The sequence below is a fragment of the Pseudomonas nicosulfuronedens genome, assembly GCF_005877905.1.
GTDB classification, from domain to species: domain Bacteria; phylum Pseudomonadota; class Gammaproteobacteria; order Pseudomonadales; family Pseudomonadaceae; genus Pseudomonas; species Pseudomonas nicosulfuronedens.
In genome coordinates this window covers 74,078-88,230 of the sequence record NZ_SWDV01000016.1, presented here as the reverse complement: position 1 = coordinate 88,230, position 14,153 = coordinate 74,078, and the positions used below count along the sequence as shown (strand labels likewise).

General features: G+C 64.4%; 11 protein-coding genes and 1 riboswitch. Of the genes, 7 read left to right on the top strand and 4 right to left on the bottom strand.

Annotated elements, in window-relative coordinates:
- Nucleotides 1-24: 24 nt before the first annotated feature.
- From pip to FAS41_RS15130, 7 genes are all read left to right on the top strand, one after another.
- A complete protein-coding gene (gene pip / locus FAS41_RS15160; RefSeq protein ID WP_138523607.1) occupies nt 25-996 on the top strand; it encodes a prolyl aminopeptidase in 972 nt (323 codons plus the stop codon).
- Nucleotides 993-1,430, top strand: a complete 438-nt coding sequence (dtd, locus tag FAS41_RS15155; RefSeq protein ID WP_138523605.1) for a D-aminoacyl-tRNA deacylase — start codon at nt 993-995, stop codon at nt 1,428-1,430. The genes pip and dtd overlap by 4 nt, the downstream gene beginning before the upstream one ends.
- A gap of 201 nt (nt 1,431-1,631) precedes the next feature.
- Nucleotides 1,632-3,200 (top strand): glucan biosynthesis protein G, encoded by a 1,569-nt coding sequence (locus tag FAS41_RS15150; RefSeq protein ID WP_425048994.1) that lies wholly within the window; start codon nt 1,632-1,634, stop codon nt 3,198-3,200.
- On the top strand, nt 3,193-5,766 hold the full coding sequence (gene mdoH / locus FAS41_RS15145; RefSeq protein ID WP_138523603.1) for a glucans biosynthesis glucosyltransferase MdoH: 2,574 nt from the start codon (nt 3,193-3,195) through the stop codon (nt 5,764-5,766). The genes FAS41_RS15150 and mdoH overlap by 8 nt, the downstream gene beginning before the upstream one ends.
- Before the next feature lie 234 nt (nt 5,767-6,000).
- Complete coding sequence (locus FAS41_RS15140) at nt 6,001-6,798, top strand: transporter substrate-binding domain-containing protein (protein ID WP_138523601.1); 798 nt, start codon at nt 6,001-6,003, stop codon at nt 6,796-6,798.
- Nucleotides 6,799-6,871: 73 nt separating this feature from the next.
- Nucleotides 6,872-7,834, top strand: coding sequence for an amino acid ABC transporter permease (locus FAS41_RS15135; RefSeq protein WP_138523599.1), 963 nt, complete (start codon nt 6,872-6,874; stop codon nt 7,832-7,834).
- Complete coding sequence (locus FAS41_RS15130) at nt 7,827-8,561, top strand: amino acid ABC transporter ATP-binding protein (RefSeq protein WP_138523597.1); 735 nt, start codon at nt 7,827-7,829, stop codon at nt 8,559-8,561. The genes FAS41_RS15135 and FAS41_RS15130 overlap by 8 nt, the downstream gene beginning before the upstream one ends.
- A 222-nt stretch (nt 8,562-8,783) precedes the next feature.
- Here the strand turns inward: FAS41_RS15130 and rhlE2 are convergent, their stop codons facing one another.
- From rhlE2 to ahcY, 4 genes are all read right to left on the bottom strand, one after another.
- Nucleotides 8,784-10,853: an RNA helicase RhlE2 gene (gene rhlE2, locus FAS41_RS15125; RefSeq protein WP_138523595.1), complete on the bottom strand. Its 2,070-nt coding sequence runs from the start codon at nt 10,851-10,853 to the stop codon at nt 8,784-8,786.
- A 154-nt stretch (nt 10,854-11,007) separates the two neighbouring features.
- Nucleotides 11,008-11,856 (bottom strand): methylenetetrahydrofolate reductase [NAD(P)H], encoded by an 849-nt coding sequence (gene metF, locus FAS41_RS15120; RefSeq protein ID WP_081515389.1) that lies wholly within the window; start codon nt 11,854-11,856, stop codon nt 11,008-11,010.
- 54 nt (nt 11,857-11,910) lie between these two features.
- A complete protein-coding gene (locus tag FAS41_RS15115; RefSeq protein WP_138523593.1) occupies nt 11,911-12,441 on the bottom strand; it encodes an HD domain-containing protein in 531 nt (176 codons plus the stop codon).
- Between the two features lie 53 nt (nt 12,442-12,494).
- Entirely contained in the window at nt 12,495-13,901 is a 1,407-nt protein-coding gene (gene ahcY / locus FAS41_RS15110) for an adenosylhomocysteinase (RefSeq protein ID WP_024764176.1), read from the bottom strand.
- Nucleotides 13,902-13,909: 8 nt separating this feature from the next.
- Nucleotides 13,910-14,022: riboswitch (S-adenosyl-L-homocysteine riboswitch) on the bottom strand.
- Nucleotides 14,023-14,153: the final 131 nt, after the last annotated feature.

Below are 14,153 nucleotides of genomic sequence, written 5' to 3'. Positions count from 1 at the left end.
TACGCACTGATCCAGGAGCGAGCCATGCAAACTTTGTATCCGGAAATCAAGCCTTATGCGCGCCATGAACTGGCCGTCGAAGCGCCGCACGTCCTCTATGTGGACGAGAGCGGGACGCCCGACGGACTACCGGTTCTGTTCATCCATGGCGGCCCGGGCTCCGGTTGTGATGCCATGTCGCGGCGCTTCTTCGATCCCAATATCTACCGCATCGTCACCTTCGACCAGCGCGGGTGTGGCCGCTCCACGCCCTACGCAAGTCTGGAGAACAACACCACCTGGCACCTGGTGCAGGATATCGAGCGCATTCGCGAGCACCTGGGCATCGACAAGTGGGTGCTGTTCGGTGGCTCCTGGGGCTCAACGCTGTCGCTGGCCTACGCCCAGGCCCATCCCGAGCGTGTGCTGGCGCTGATCGTGCGCGGCATCTTCCTCTGCCGCCCGCAGGAAATTCGCTGGTTCTACCAGGAGGGTGCGAGCCGCCTGTTCCCCGACTACTGGGAGGACTACCTGGCGCCGATTCCTGCCGACGAGCACGACGACCTGCTGCATGCCTTCCATCGCCGCCTGACCGGCCCGGACCAGATCGCCCAGATGCACGCCGCCCGCGCCTGGTCCACCTGGGAAGGCCGCACCGCTACGTTGCGTCCGAATCCGGCGGTGGTCGAGCGCTTCGCCGACCCGCACCGCTCGCTGTCCATCGCGCGCATCGAGAATCACTATTTCGTCAACGACGGCTTCCTCGAGCCCGACCAGTTGCTGCGCGACATGCACAAGATCGCCCACCTGCCGGGAGTGATCGTTCACGGCCGCTACGACGTGGTCTGCCCGCTGGACAATGCCTGGGCACTGCACAAGGCCTGGCCCAACAGCGAGTTGCAGATCGTCCGCGACGCCGGTCACGTCGCCGGTGAGCCGGGCATCACCGATGCTCTCGTGCGCGCCACCAACGAGATCGGCCGGCGCCTGCTGAACCTCCCGCCGGAGGCTGAATGAAGGGTCTGATCCAGCGGGTGCGCGGCGCCCGTGTCGAGGTCGATGGGGAAATCGTCGGTGCCATCGATCACGGACTGTTGGCCCTGGTCGGCGTCGAGCCGCAGGATGATGAGACCTCCGTGAACCGTTTGTTGCACAAGCTGCTTAACTATCGAGTGTTTGGCGACGATGAAGGTAAAATGAACCTTTCATTGAGCGATGTCGGCGGCGGTCTGCTGCTGGTCTCGCAGTTCACCCTGGCCGCGGATACCCGAAAAGGGCTGCGACCGAGCTTTTCCAGCGCGGCGCCACCTGAAAAGGGCGCCGCGTTGTTCGATCTACTCGTGGAGCAGGCGCGAGAGCGTCATCCGCTGGTCGCCACTGGCCGTTTTGGCGCCAACATGCAGGTCCACCTGGTCAACGACGGCCCGGTGACCTTTCTACTGGAGGCTTGAACGCGCGGCAGCTTGTCATATCGCCGTGGGATGATGGTTAGGGCTTATGCACTTAGAACAATGCGCCTCCGGGAGCCCGAAGTACCCGTGGAAAGAATCGGGGAATCATTCAGGCTCACCGGGGTCGGAATTCAATCGCCGGCAAATTGGCATCGCCTTTGCTGGCTTTAATCGTTTTGTGTTCACGGACGAGGGGGACTCGTGATTTTCCGTTCCGTTCAACAACCGCTTTCGCGCCAAATCCTTCGCGGACTGGTCGGCTCCGCCCTGTTGGCGTTGAGCGCTACCCATGCCTGGGCCTTCAATCTCGACGACGTTGGCGAAAAGGCCAAGGCGCTGGCTGCTGAGAAGTACAGCGCACCGACGAGCAACCTGCCATCGGAATTCAGCGAAATGAAGTTCGCCGATTACCAGCAGATTCGCTTCCGTAACGAGAAGGCCTACTGGGCCGACGAGAAGACCCCCTTCAAGATCAGCTTCTATCACCAGGGCATGCACTTCGACACCCCGGTGAAGATCAACGAAGTCACGGCGACCGACGTCAAGGAGATCAAGTACGATCCCTCCCGTTTCGACTTCGGTTCCCTGAAGTTTGACGCCAATGCCACCAAGGATCTGGGCTACGCCGGCTTCCGCCTGCTGTACCCGATCAACTCCCCCGACAAGCAGGACGAGATCGCCACCTTCCTGGGGGCGAGCTACTTCCGCATCATCGGCAAGGACCAGTGGTGGGGCCTGTCCGCACGCGGCCTGGCGCTGGACACCGCGCTGCCGTCGGGTGAGGAATTCCCGCGCTTCCGCGAGTTCTGGATCGAGAAGCCCAAGGCCAAGGACAAGCACCTGGTGATCTTTGCGCTGCTGGATTCGCCCCGTGCGACCGGCGCGTACCGCTTCACCATCCGTCCGGGCAACGACACCGTGGTCGACGTGAAGGCTCGCGTGTTCCTGCGCGACAAGGTGAGCAAGCTGGGCCTGGCACCGCTGACCAGCATGTTCCTGTTCGGCTCCAACCAGCCGTCGCCGGAGCACAACTTCCGTCCGGAACTGCACGACTCCACCGGCCTGCAGATCCACGCTGGCAACGACGAGTGGATCTGGCGTCCGCTGAACAACCCGAAACACCTGTCCGTCAGCGCCTACAGCGTCGAGAACCCGAAAGGTTTCGGCCTGCTGCAGCGCGGTCGCGAGTTCTCCCGCTACGAAGACCTGGACGACCGCTATGACCTGCGTCCGTCCGCCTGGGTCGAGCCGCAGGGCGATTGGGGCAAGGGTACCGTCGAGCTGGTGGAAATCCCGACCCCGGACGAAACCAACGACAACATCGTGGCCTTCTGGAACCCGGAGAAACGCCCGGAAGCCGGCGAGCCGCTGGACTTCGCTTACCGCATGCGCTGGACCAAGGACGAGGAAGCCCTGCACGACGCGAAGAATGCCTGGGTCATGCAGACCCTGCGTTCGGTCGGTGACGTGAAGCAGAAGAACCTGATCCGCCAGCCTGATGGCAGCGTTGCTCTGGTCGTCGACTTCGTCGGTCCGACCCTGAAGGCGTTGGCGGCCGATGCGCCGGTGAGCACCCAGGTGAGCACCGACGACAACGCCGAGGTGAAGGAAAACGCCCTGCGCTATAACGCAGTGACCAAGGGCTGGCGTCTGACCCTGCGGATCAAGGTCAAGGATCCGAAGAAGCCGACGGAAATGCGCGCCGCCCTGGTGAACGGTGGCCAGACCATTTCCGAAACCTGGAGCTACCAGCTGCCTGCCGATGAATAATTCCACCGCTACCACCGCGCCGGTGGCCGACTACCTCGCGCACCTGCCCCTTTCGGCGCAGGAGCGGGAGCGGCTGGCCCAGGCCGGTTCCTTCAGCGAGCTGCATGAGCAGCTCGCTGGCGATGTCCAGGGAGAAGACGCTGCGCTGGCTTCGGTCGGTGCGCGTCTGCGCCACGGCTATGGGCAGGACCTGGACGATGCCCAGATGCTGGGCATGGACGATAACGGCCGCACCTACCTCAAGGCTGCGCCGCCGATCCAGCGTACCAAGGTGATTCCCGAGCCCTGGCGTACCAATCCGATCATGCGCGGCTGGCGCCGGCTGACCGGTCGCAGCAACCCGGCCAAACCTGCCCGTGACCTGCCCAAGGCACGCTGGCAGCGGGTCGGCTCGCTACGCCGGTTCATTCTGGTCCTGCTCATGCTCGGCCAGACCAGCGTCGCCACCTACTACATGAAAGGCATCCTGCCCTACCAGGGCTGGGCTTTCGTCGACCTTGAAGAGATCAATCGCCAGACCTGGCTGCAGACTCTGGAGCAGGTGCTGCCCTATGCCATTCAGTTCGGCGTGCTGGCGCTCTTCGCCATTCTCTTCTGCTGGGTGTCGGCCGGTTTCTGGACTGCCCTGATGGGCTTCTGGGAACTGCTCACCGGCCGCGACCGCTACCGCATCTCCGGCAGCAGCGCGGGCAGCGAGCCGATTGCCGCCGATGCGCGTACCGCCATCGTCATGCCGATCTGCAACGAGGACGTTCCGCGCGTCTTTGCCGGCCTGCGGGCGACCTACGAGTCGGTGGCGGCCAGCGGTGAGCTGGATCGCTTCGACTTCTTCGTGCTCAGCGACACCAACCAGCCCGACATCGCCATGGCCGAAGAAAAGGCCTGGATCGAGCTGTGCAAGGAAGCCCTGGGCTTCGGTCGCATCTTCTACCGCCGCCGTCGGCGCCGGGTGAAGCGCAAGAGCGGCAACATCGATGACTTCTGCCGTCGCTGGGGTGGCCAGTACAAGTACATGGTCGTCATGGACGCCGACAGCGTGATGAGCGGCGACTGCCTGACCAAGCTGGTGCGCCTGATGGAGGCCAATCCCGAGGCCGGTATCATCCAGACCGCGCCCAAGGCGTCGGGCATGGACACCCTCTATGCGCGCATGCAGCAGTTCGCCACCCGCGTCTACGGCCCGCTGTTCACCGCCGGCCTGCACTTCTGGCAGCTGGGCGAATCCCATTACTGGGGCCACAACGCGATAATCCGGGTGAAACCCTTCATCGAGCACTGCGCCCTGGCACCGCTGCCGGGCAAGGGCTCCTTCGCTGGCGCGATCCTCTCCCACGACTTCGTCGAAGCCGCGCTGATGCGTCGTGCCGGCTGGGGTGTGTGGATCGCCTATGACCTGGAAGGCAGCTACGAAGAATTGCCGCCCAACCTGCTGGACGAGCTCAAGCGCGACCGCCGCTGGTGCCACGGCAACCTGATGAACTTCCGCCTGTTCCTGGTCAAGGGCATGCACCCGGTGCACCGCGCGGTGTTCCTGACCGGCGTGATGTCGTACCTGTCGGCGCCGCTGTGGTTCTTCTTCCTGGTGCTGTCCACCGCGCTGCTGGCGGTACACCAGTTGATGGAGCCGCAGTACTTCCTGGAGCCGCGCCAGCTGTTCCCGATCTGGCCGCAGTGGCACCCGGAGAAGGCCATCGCGCTGTTCTCCACCACCCTGACCCTGCTGTTCCTGCCCAAGCTGCTCAGCGTCATGCTGATCTGGGCCAAGGGCGCGAAGGGTTACGGCGGCGTGATCAAAGTGACGATGAGCATGCTGCTGGAGATGTTCTTCTCCGTGCTGCTTGCCCCGGTGCGCATGCTCTTCCACACCCGCTTCGTACTGGCCGCGTTCCTCGGCTGGGAAGCGCAGTGGAAGTCGCCGCAGCGTGACGACGACGACACCCCGTGGAGCGAAGCGATTCGTCGCCACGGTCTGCAGACCCTGCTGGGCCTGTGCTGGGCACTGCTGGTGGCATGGCTGAACCCGCGTTTCCTGTGGTGGCTGTCGCCCATCGTCGGCGCGCTGATGCTTTCGATCCCGGTTTCGGTGATCAGCAGCCGGGTCAAGCTGGGCCTGGCCTCGCGCGACGAGAAGCTGTTCCTCATTCCCGAGGAATACGACACTCCGCGCGAGCTGCGTGCCACCGACGAGTACACCTACCAGAACCGCTGGCAAGCGTTGAAGGATGGCTTCGTTCGTTCTGCTGTCGACCCGGTGCTGAACGCTTTGGCTTGCGCCATGGGCACCGCCCGTCACGGCCAGTCCGCGGCCATCGAGGCGACTCGCACCGCGCTGGTCGAGAAGGCGCTGGAAGCCGGCCCCGAGCAGCTCGATGGCAACCGTCGCCTGGCGCTGCTGAGCGATCCGGTGGCGCTGTCGCGCCTGCACCTGGCGCTCTGGCAGGGCGAGAAGGAGCAATGGATTGGGCCGTGGCGCCACTCGCTGCAGGCTGACGCCCATGCCCCAGCCGTCCCTCTGACGCCGGTCGCGGAGCAGGGCGCGATGGCCTTGCCCGCCGCGCAGTCCTGATGCCGCGTCGCTCTCATCCTGCTCCTGTGAAGAGCGGGGTGAGGGCGACTCGCCGGTTTCCCCTGTTTTCCCCTCGCTCCGCTGCTGGTACCCTGCGCCAGCTATCCAGAAAAGATTGAGATATCCGCCGCATGGGGTACGCTTCGCACCCTTCTGCGCCCGGCATGCCTTGGCGCGCCCGGCTCGATCGCTGGAAAAAACAACAAGTTCTTTCATTTGCTTGGGAGTTTGGGGATGAAAAAGTACCTGGCATCGCTGGTGATGGGCGTCTGCGCCCTGGTCAGCGTGAGCGCGGCTCAGGCCGGCGCCATCGATGAAGCGGCCAAGCGCAGCACCCTGCGCGTGGGCATGGACCCGACCTACATGCCGTTCGAGATGACCAACAAGCGCGGTCAGATCGTCGGTTTCGAAGTGGACCTGCTCAAGGCCATGGCCAAGTCCATGAACGTCAAGCTGGAGCTGGTTTCCACCGCCTACGACGGCATCATCCCGGCGCTGCTCACCGACAAGTTCGACATGATCGGCTCGGGCATGACCTTGACCCAGGAACGCAACCTGCGCCTGAACTTCTCCGATCCCTTCATCGTGGTGGGCCAGACCCTGCTGATCCGCAAGGAACTGCAAGGCGAGATCAAGTCCTACAAGGACCTGAACGACGCGAAGTACCGCATCACCTCCAAGATCGGCACCACCGGCGAATTCGTCGCCAAGAAGCAGCTGTCCAAGGCCCAGTACCACGGCTTCGACAACGAGCCCGAAGCGGTCATGGACGTGGTCAACGGCAAGGCCGACGCCTTCATCTACGACTCGCCCTACAACGTCGTTGGTGTGAGCAAGTTCGGCGCTGGCAAGCTGGTGCACCTGGACCAGCCGTTTACCTACGAGCCGCTGGCCTTCGGCCTGAAGAAGGGCGACTACGACTCGATCAACTTCATCAACAACTTCCTCAAGCAGATTCGTGAAGACGGCACCTACGATCGTCTGCATGACAAGTGGTTCAAGAGCACCGATTGGCTGAAGGACATGGAATAATCCACGTCTGACGCTGGTTGACCCGACGCGCAGGCCTCAGGCCTGCGCGTTCGCATTTTCACGGTAGAGATTCGTGGCTAGAACGAAACGCGCAACCTGGCCCTGGCACGGGCTGACCGGACTGATCCTGCTGTTGATCGGCCTGGCCCTCTGGTACTCCACCTCGCTGATTTCCTACGAGTGGCGCTGGAACCGCGTCCCGCAGTACTTCGCCTACCAGGCTGAAGAACCCCTGCGCGCGGACAGTATTTCGCGGGTAGAGAAGATAGAGGATCAGGGCGACAACGCTCGCGTCACGCTGGTGGATGAGGACGGCAAGCAGCAAGTGCTGACCGTGGCCGCCGACAGCCTGCAGTTCTCCGAGAACGACGATGTCGCCGAGGGCGATGTCGTCGGCGCGACCCGCCACTGGGCCGCCGGGCCGCTGGCCTGGGGGCTGTGGACCACGGTGTGGATCTCCTTCGTCTCCGGTGCGCTAGGCCTGTTCATCGGCCTGTTCACCGGTCTCTGCCGCCTGTCGAAGAACCCGACCCTGCACGACCTTTCGACCCTCTACGTCGAGCTGGTGCGGGGTACGCCGTTGCTGGTGCAGATCTTCATCTTCTACTTCTTCATCGGTACCGTGCTGAACCTCTCCCGCGAGTTCGCCGGGGTGGCGGCGCTGGCGCTGTTCACCGGTGCCTACGTGGCCGAGATCGTTCGGGCTGGCGTGCAGTCCATCGCCCGTGGCCAGGACGAGGCCGCGCGTTCCCTGGGCCTGAACGCCGCGCAGTCGATGCGCCATGTGATCCTGCCGCAGGCCTTCAAGCGCGTGTTGCCGCCGTTGGCCGGGCAGTTCATCAGCCTGGTCAAGGACACCTCACTGGTCTCGGTGATCGCCATCACCGAACTGACCAAGAGCGGCCGCGAGGCGATCACCACCTCGTTCTCCACTTTCGAGATCTGGTTCTGCGTCGCCGCGCTCTATCTCGTGATCAACCTGCCACTGTCCCACCTGGCGGGGCGCCTGGAGCGGAGGCTCGGCCAAAGTGATTGAAGTCCGTAACCTGTGCAAAACCTATGAGACGCCCGGGTTGCTGGTGCGCGCGGTGGACGATGTCACCACTGGCGTGGCCAAGGGCGAAGTGGTGGTGGTAATCGGCCCGTCCGGCTCGGGCAAGTCCACCTTCCTGCGCTGCCTGAACGGCCTGGAAGAGTTCGACTCGGGCTCGGTGAGCATCGACGGCGTCGACCTCGCCAACCCGAAGACTGATATCAACGCCTATCGCCGCGAAGTCGGTATGGTGTTCCAGCACTTCAACCTGTTCCCGCACATGACCGTGCTGGAGAACCTGTGCCTGGCGCAGAAAGTCGTGCGCAAGCGCGGCAAAGCCGAGCGCGAGGCCAAGGCCCGTGCGTTGCTGGAGAAGGTCGGCATCGGCCAGAAGGCCAATGAGTACCCGTCGCGCCTCTCTGGCGGCCAGCAGCAGCGCGTCGCGATCGCCCGTGCGTTGTGCATGGAGCCGAAGGTGATGCTGTTCGACGAGCCCACCTCGGCGCTCGACCCGGAAATGGTCGGCGAGGTGCTGGACGTGATGAAGACCCTGGCCGTGGAAGGTATGACCATGGTTTGCGTAACCCACGAAATGGGCTTCGCCCGTGAAGTGGCCGACCGCGTGCTGTTCTTCGATCACGGCAAGCTGCTGGAAGACGCCGCCCCGGCGGAATTCTTCGCCCAGCCCAAGGACGCGCGTGCGCAGAGCTTCCTGCGGCAGGTGCTGTGAGATTCATGCAGTTGTGAAACAGCCGCCTTCGGGCGGCTTTTTTGTGCTTGTTCGGTGGGCGAGGGGCGGCGCTTGTAGGAGCGAGCTTGCTCGCGAAAAAGCTCCGCAGCGGACTCAGTTCGCGAACAAGCTCGCTCCGGCGAAAAGCCTTCCAGTATCCAGGGAGCCCCACAATTGCCGGGCAAAAAGAAACCGCCCCGGAGGGCGGTTTCTTCTACAGCATCACTCGCGGTTGCGGGTCAGCAGCGCGGGACGCTCGGTCTTGCGGCGCGGCTCCAGCTCTTCCAGCTGCTCCGGCGTCGGGAAGCGGTCGGTGCGGACCAGATCGCGCTTGTTGATCACCACCGGCTGACGGGTCGGCTTGGCAGCGCCGTACTCGCTCGGCTCGCGCAGCGGGGCGTCGTTCATCCGCGAAGCCGGCGCCTTGCCACCGCGTTTGCGCTGGCCTTGCTTGCCCTGGCCGTTGCCACCCTGGCCTTGGCCCTGGGGGCGACCGCCGCCGTTAGGCTTCTTGGCGGCTCGGCCCTGACCTTGACCCTGGCCGCGATTCTGACCTTGCCCCTGACCTTGGCCGCCGCCCTGACCACCCTGGCCGCGAGCGCGCGGTTGGCCCTGGCCCTGGTTCTGGCCCTGACCTTGACCCTGGCCGCCACGGCGGCGCTGGCCGCGCTGCTGGTCCTTGTCCGGGAATGGGCTGACGTAGTCGGCGCGGTTGCCGAAGTTGTCGAAGTCGTCGTCGAGGAATTCTTCCGGATCGCGGTTGCCGTCGGCCTTCGGTGCGCGAGCCGGTTTGCCCTGCTGCTGACGGCCCTGGCCCTGCTGTTCTTGCTGGCGGGGCTGGCGCGGTTGGCGGGGCTCACGCGGCTGGGCGTTGGCATTGGCATTGGGTTGAGCGTCGCCGCCCTGGCCGTCGCCCTTCTTCTTGCCGCGACCGCCACGGCGGCGGCGCTTGCCAGCGGGCTTGTCGCCCTCGGCTGTTTCGCCTTCTGCGGCGGGCGCAGTGTTCAGTTGTTCTTCGCCCTGGGCCTGCTGCGGCTTGTCCTTGTTGCGGTCCTTGCGCTCGCCACGCTTGGCCTTGTCCTTGCGCGGTTGGCGCTGGGGGGCCTCCTTCGGTTCGGGCAGCTGGACTTCCGGCAGCACGGCGTCGGGGTCGAAGCCCTGCATGTCGCCATCAGGGATGCGCTGCTTGGTGAGGCGCTCGATGGCCTTGAGCAGCTTGTCTTCGTCCGGCGCCACCAGCGAGATGGCTTCACCGGTGCGGCCGGCGCGGCCGGTACGGCCGATGCGGTGGACGTAGTCTTCCTCGACGTTGGGCAGCTCGTAGTTGACCACGTGGGGCAACTGGTCGATGTCCAGGCCGCGGGCAGCGATGTCGGTGGCGACCAGGATGCGTACGTCGTTGGCCTTGAAGTCGGCCAGGGCCTTGGTGCGCGCGTTCTGGCTCTTGTTGCCATGGATCGCGGCAGCCGGCAGGCCGTGCTTGGTCAGGTACTCGGCCAGGCGGTTGGCGCCGTGCTTGGTACGGGTGAACACCAGCACCTGCTCCCAGGCGCCCATGGTCACCAGGTGTGCCAGCAGGGCACGTTTCTGTACGGACGGAATGCGGAACACGCGTTGTTCGATGCGCTCGACGGTGGTGTTCGGTGGGGTGACCTCGATGCGCTCCGGGTTGTGCAGGAGCTTGTTGGTGAGGTCGATGATGTCTTTGGAGAAGGTCGCCGAGAACAACAGGTTCTGGCGCTTGGCCGGCAGCTTGGCGAGGACCTTCTTCACATCGTGGATGAAGCCCATGTCGAGCATGCGGTCGGCTTCGTCGAGGACGAGGATTTCCACACGGGACAGATCGACGCTGCCCTGACCGATCAGGTCGAGCAGGCGGCCGGGGCAGGCGACCAGGACATCGACGCCCTTGGACATCGCCTGAACCTGCGGATTCATGCCGACGCCGCCGAAGATGCAGGCGCTCTTGAGGGGCAGGTCACGGGCGTAGACCTTGAAGCTGTCATGCACCTGGGCAGCCAGCTCACGGGTCGGCGTCAGTACCAGGACGCGGGCCTGGCGCGGGCCGTGGCGGTGTTCGCGGTCCGGGTGGCCTTCGGGGAACAGGCGTTCGAGCACCGGGAGGGCGAAGCCGCCGGTCTTGCCGGTGCCGGTCTGGGCGGCAACCATGAGGTCGCGGCCTTGCAGTACTGCGGGGATGGCGCGTTCCTGGACGGGAGTGGGGCGCGCGTAGCCGGCAGCTTCAACGGCGCCAGCCAGGGCCTCGGAGAGACCGAGGGAAGTAAAGGACATGCGGGGTTCCTGTAGGCCGGCGACCTGCCGGCTCGAGGGCGCGTGATTTCAAGCTCGGGGCGAGCGCTCAGCCGATGGCTGGAAGCACCCCGTCCACGATACGCCGGCGTTGCGCTGGCCGGGATCGCGGACGGTAAGCCCGGAGCAATGATCCTCAGCGGGGGAGCTTGAGGTTGTTCCAGAGCGCCAGGCTGGGTTCAGCCTGGTTCAGGGTGTAGAAATGCAGACCGGGTGCGCCGCCTTCGAGGAGACGTTCGCACATGTCGGTGATGACCTGCTCACCAAAGGCCTGGATGCTGGCGATGTCGTCGCCGTAGGCTTCCAGCTGCTTGCGAATCCAGCGGGGGATTTCCGCGCCACAGGCGTCGGAGAAGCGGGCCAGTTTGGTGTAGTTGGTGATCGGCATGATACCCGGTACGACCGGAATGCTGACACCAAGTTTCTCCGCACGCTCGACAAAATGGAAGTAGCTGTCGGCGTTGAAGAAGTATTGTGTGATGGCAGAGTCGGCGCCGGCTTTGACCTTGCGCACGAAATTCGCCAAATCATCCTCGAAATTGCGCGCTTGCGGGTGAACTTCCGGATAGGCGGCAACTTCGATGTGGAAGTGGTCGCCGGTTTCGGCGCGGATGAATTCCACCAGTTCGTTGGCGTAGCGCAGCTCGCCGCTGGCCATGCCCATGCCCGAGGGCAGGTCGCCGCGCAGTGCGACGATGCGACGGATCCCGGCGTCCTTGTAGTGGGCCAGCAGGGCGCGCAGCTCGGGCTTGGTGTCGCCGACGCAGGACAGGTGCGGTGCGGTCGGCACCTTCACTTCGCCATCCAGTTGCAGCACGGTGGTCAGGGTGCGGTCGCGAGTGGAGCCGCCGGCACCGTAGGTGCAGGAGAAGAAGTCGGGCTTTTTCGCGGCCAGCTGGCTCGCAGTGGCCAGCAGTTTTTCATGGCCGGCTTCGGTCTTGGCGGGGAAGAACTCGAAGCTGAAACGGCGTTCTTTCTGACTCATGGTCGTTCCTTCGGCGCCGCGTCATTGCGTGGCTGCCGGCATGTGCCGTCGACTTCAGAAGTAACGGCGGTAGTGGTCTATCTTCGTGCGCAGTCGCTCGGCGCTGGGCTCGTGCGCATGGCCGAGGACGGCCAGGATGCGCTGCGACTGAACATGGTATTGGGCAATCTTGCTCCGCGCCCAGGTCGAGGGTGGCGGCTGCAGGTTGGTGATCCGGTCGCACAGCTTGACGATCGCATACTGCGGCGCGCCGGTCGCCAGCCTTTCGAGGTAGATGTCGAATGGCAGCTTCTCGCCATTCACCACCTTGCTCAGGCACTGTGCGCCCTCGGCGACGAACTCGCCGAAACGCGTCTGCAGTTCCTCGAAGGGCACCGGGGTGTCTTCGAGCACGTCGTGCAGCAGGGCGATCTGGACGGTTTCCGCCAGGCGCTCGATGGGCGCTTCGCGGTCGGCCGCCATCACTTCATTGGCCACCATCGCCAGGTGGACCGCATAGGGCAGTGTCGAGGCGGTCAGCGTCTGCCCGGCGTGAGCGCCGGCGGCGAAGAGCCAGGCCTGGTTGTAGCTGTCCTGCAGATCCATGGGGCACCAGATGGCGAAGAGGGCAGACGATTGCTCGTCTGCCCTCTGGTACATCAGTAGCGGTAGGTGTCCGGCTTGAACGGGCCTTCCACGGTCACGCCGATGTACTCGGCCTGTTTCGGGGTCAGCTGGGTGACGACGCCACCGAAGCCTTTCACCATTTCCAGGGCCACTTCTTCGTCCAGTTTCTTCGGCAGTACCTCGACGGTCAGACGCTGGGCTTTCTTCTCGGCGGAGAGGTCGGCGTACTTCTGCTCGAAGAGGAAGATCTGCGCCAGTACCTGGTTGGCGAAGGAGCCGTCCATGATGCGGCTCGGGTGGCCAGTGGCGTTGCCCAGGTTCACCAGGCGGCCTTCGGCCAGCAGGATCAGGTAGTCGTCGTTGGCCGGGTCGAAGTCGCCAGCGCCGGTGCGGTGAATCTTGTGCACCTGCGGCTTGACCTCTTCCCAGGCCCAGGTCTTGCGCATGAAGGCGGTGTCGATTTCGTTGTCGAAGTGACCGATGTTGCACACCACGGCGCGCTTCTTCAGCGCTTTCAGCATGCCGGCGTCGCAGACGTTGACGTTGCCGGTGGTGGTAACGATCAGGTCGATCTTGCCCAGCAGGGCGGCGTCAACGCTGGCTTCGGTGCCATCGTTCAGGCCGTTCTTGTAGGGGGATACCAGCTCGAAGCCGTCCATGCAGGCCTGCATGGCGCAGATCGGGTCGATTTCGGAAACCTTCACGATCATGCCTTCCTGGCGCAGGGACTGGGCGGAGCCCTTGCCCACGTCGCCGTAGCCGATCACCAGGGCCTGCTTGCCCGACAGCAGGTGGTCGGTACCGCGCTTGATGGCGTCGTTCAGGCTGTGACGGCAGCCGTACTTGTTGTCGTTCTTGCTCTTGGTGACCGCGTCGTTGACGTTGATCGCCGGGACCTTCAGGGTGCCGGCCTTGAGCATGTCGAGCAGGCGGTGCACACCGGTGGTGGTCTCTTCGGTGACGCCGTGGATGCGCTCGAGCATCTGCGGGTATTTCTTGTGCAGGATCTCGGTCAGGTCACCGCCGTCGTCCAGCACCATGTTGGCGTCCCACGGCTGGCCATCCTTGAGGATGGTCTGTTCGATGCACCACTCGTACTCCTGCTCGGTCTCGCCTTTCCAGGCGAATACCGGGATGCCGGCGGCGGCGATGGCGGCAGCGGCCTGGTCCTGGGTGGAGAAGATGTTGCAGGAGGACCAGCGCACTTCGGCGCCCAGCGCAGTCAGCGTCTCGATGAGTACGCCGGTCTGGATGGTCATGTGGATGCAGCCGAGGATTTTCGCGCCCTTGAGCGGCTGGCTGGCGGCGTACTTGCGGCGCAGGCCCATCAGAGCCGGCATTTCGGACTCGGCGATGATCAGCTCGCGGCGGCCCCAGGCGGCCAGGGAAATGTCGGCGACTTTGTAGTCAGTAAAAGCAGCGCTCATGTGTAACTCCATTCGTTGTCTGCGAATGGGCGCCGTTGATGCGTTTGGCGGTTGGCGGCAGCCGACCGTGACGCGCCCCGTCCGAGCCTGACAAGCCGAAGCGAATCGACCTGCTGCAGCGCCCCTCGGACAGGTGGCGGGAACGACCGGGCAGCGCCGGCCGTTATTGAAGCTCGCGGATTATAGCCATGGCGCATGACAAGCCAAAGGCTTTTGGTCGCGTTCGCGCGGCACATCGCGACCCGGAACCCCGCCGCGCCCGCG

What these genes read in the sequence shown, in the direction of transcription:
- ahcY (WP_024764176.1), bottom strand. Translation starts at nt 13,901, where the DNA reads ATGGAGTTACACATGAGCGCTGCTTTTACTGACTACAAAGTCGCCGAC.
- metF (WP_081515389.1), bottom strand. Translation starts at nt 11,856, where the DNA reads ATGAGTCAGAAAGAACGCCGTTTCAGCTTCGAGTTCTTCCCCGCCAAG.
- dtd (WP_138523605.1), top strand. Translation starts at nt 993, where the DNA reads ATGAAGGGTCTGATCCAGCGGGTGCGCGGCGCCCGTGTCGAGGTCGAT.
- FAS41_RS15140 (WP_138523601.1), top strand. Translation starts at nt 6,001, where the DNA reads ATGAAAAAGTACCTGGCATCGCTGGTGATGGGCGTCTGCGCCCTGGTC.
- rhlE2 (WP_138523595.1), bottom strand. Translation starts at nt 10,853, where the DNA reads ATGTCCTTTACTTCCCTCGGTCTCTCCGAGGCCCTGGCTGGCGCCGTT.
- mdoH (WP_138523603.1), top strand. Translation starts at nt 3,193, where the DNA reads ATGAATAATTCCACCGCTACCACCGCGCCGGTGGCCGACTACCTCGCG.
- pip (WP_138523607.1), top strand. Translation starts at nt 25, where the DNA reads ATGCAAACTTTGTATCCGGAAATCAAGCCTTATGCGCGCCATGAACTG.
- FAS41_RS15115 (WP_138523593.1), bottom strand. Translation starts at nt 12,441, where the DNA reads ATGGATCTGCAGGACAGCTACAACCAGGCCTGGCTCTTCGCCGCCGGC.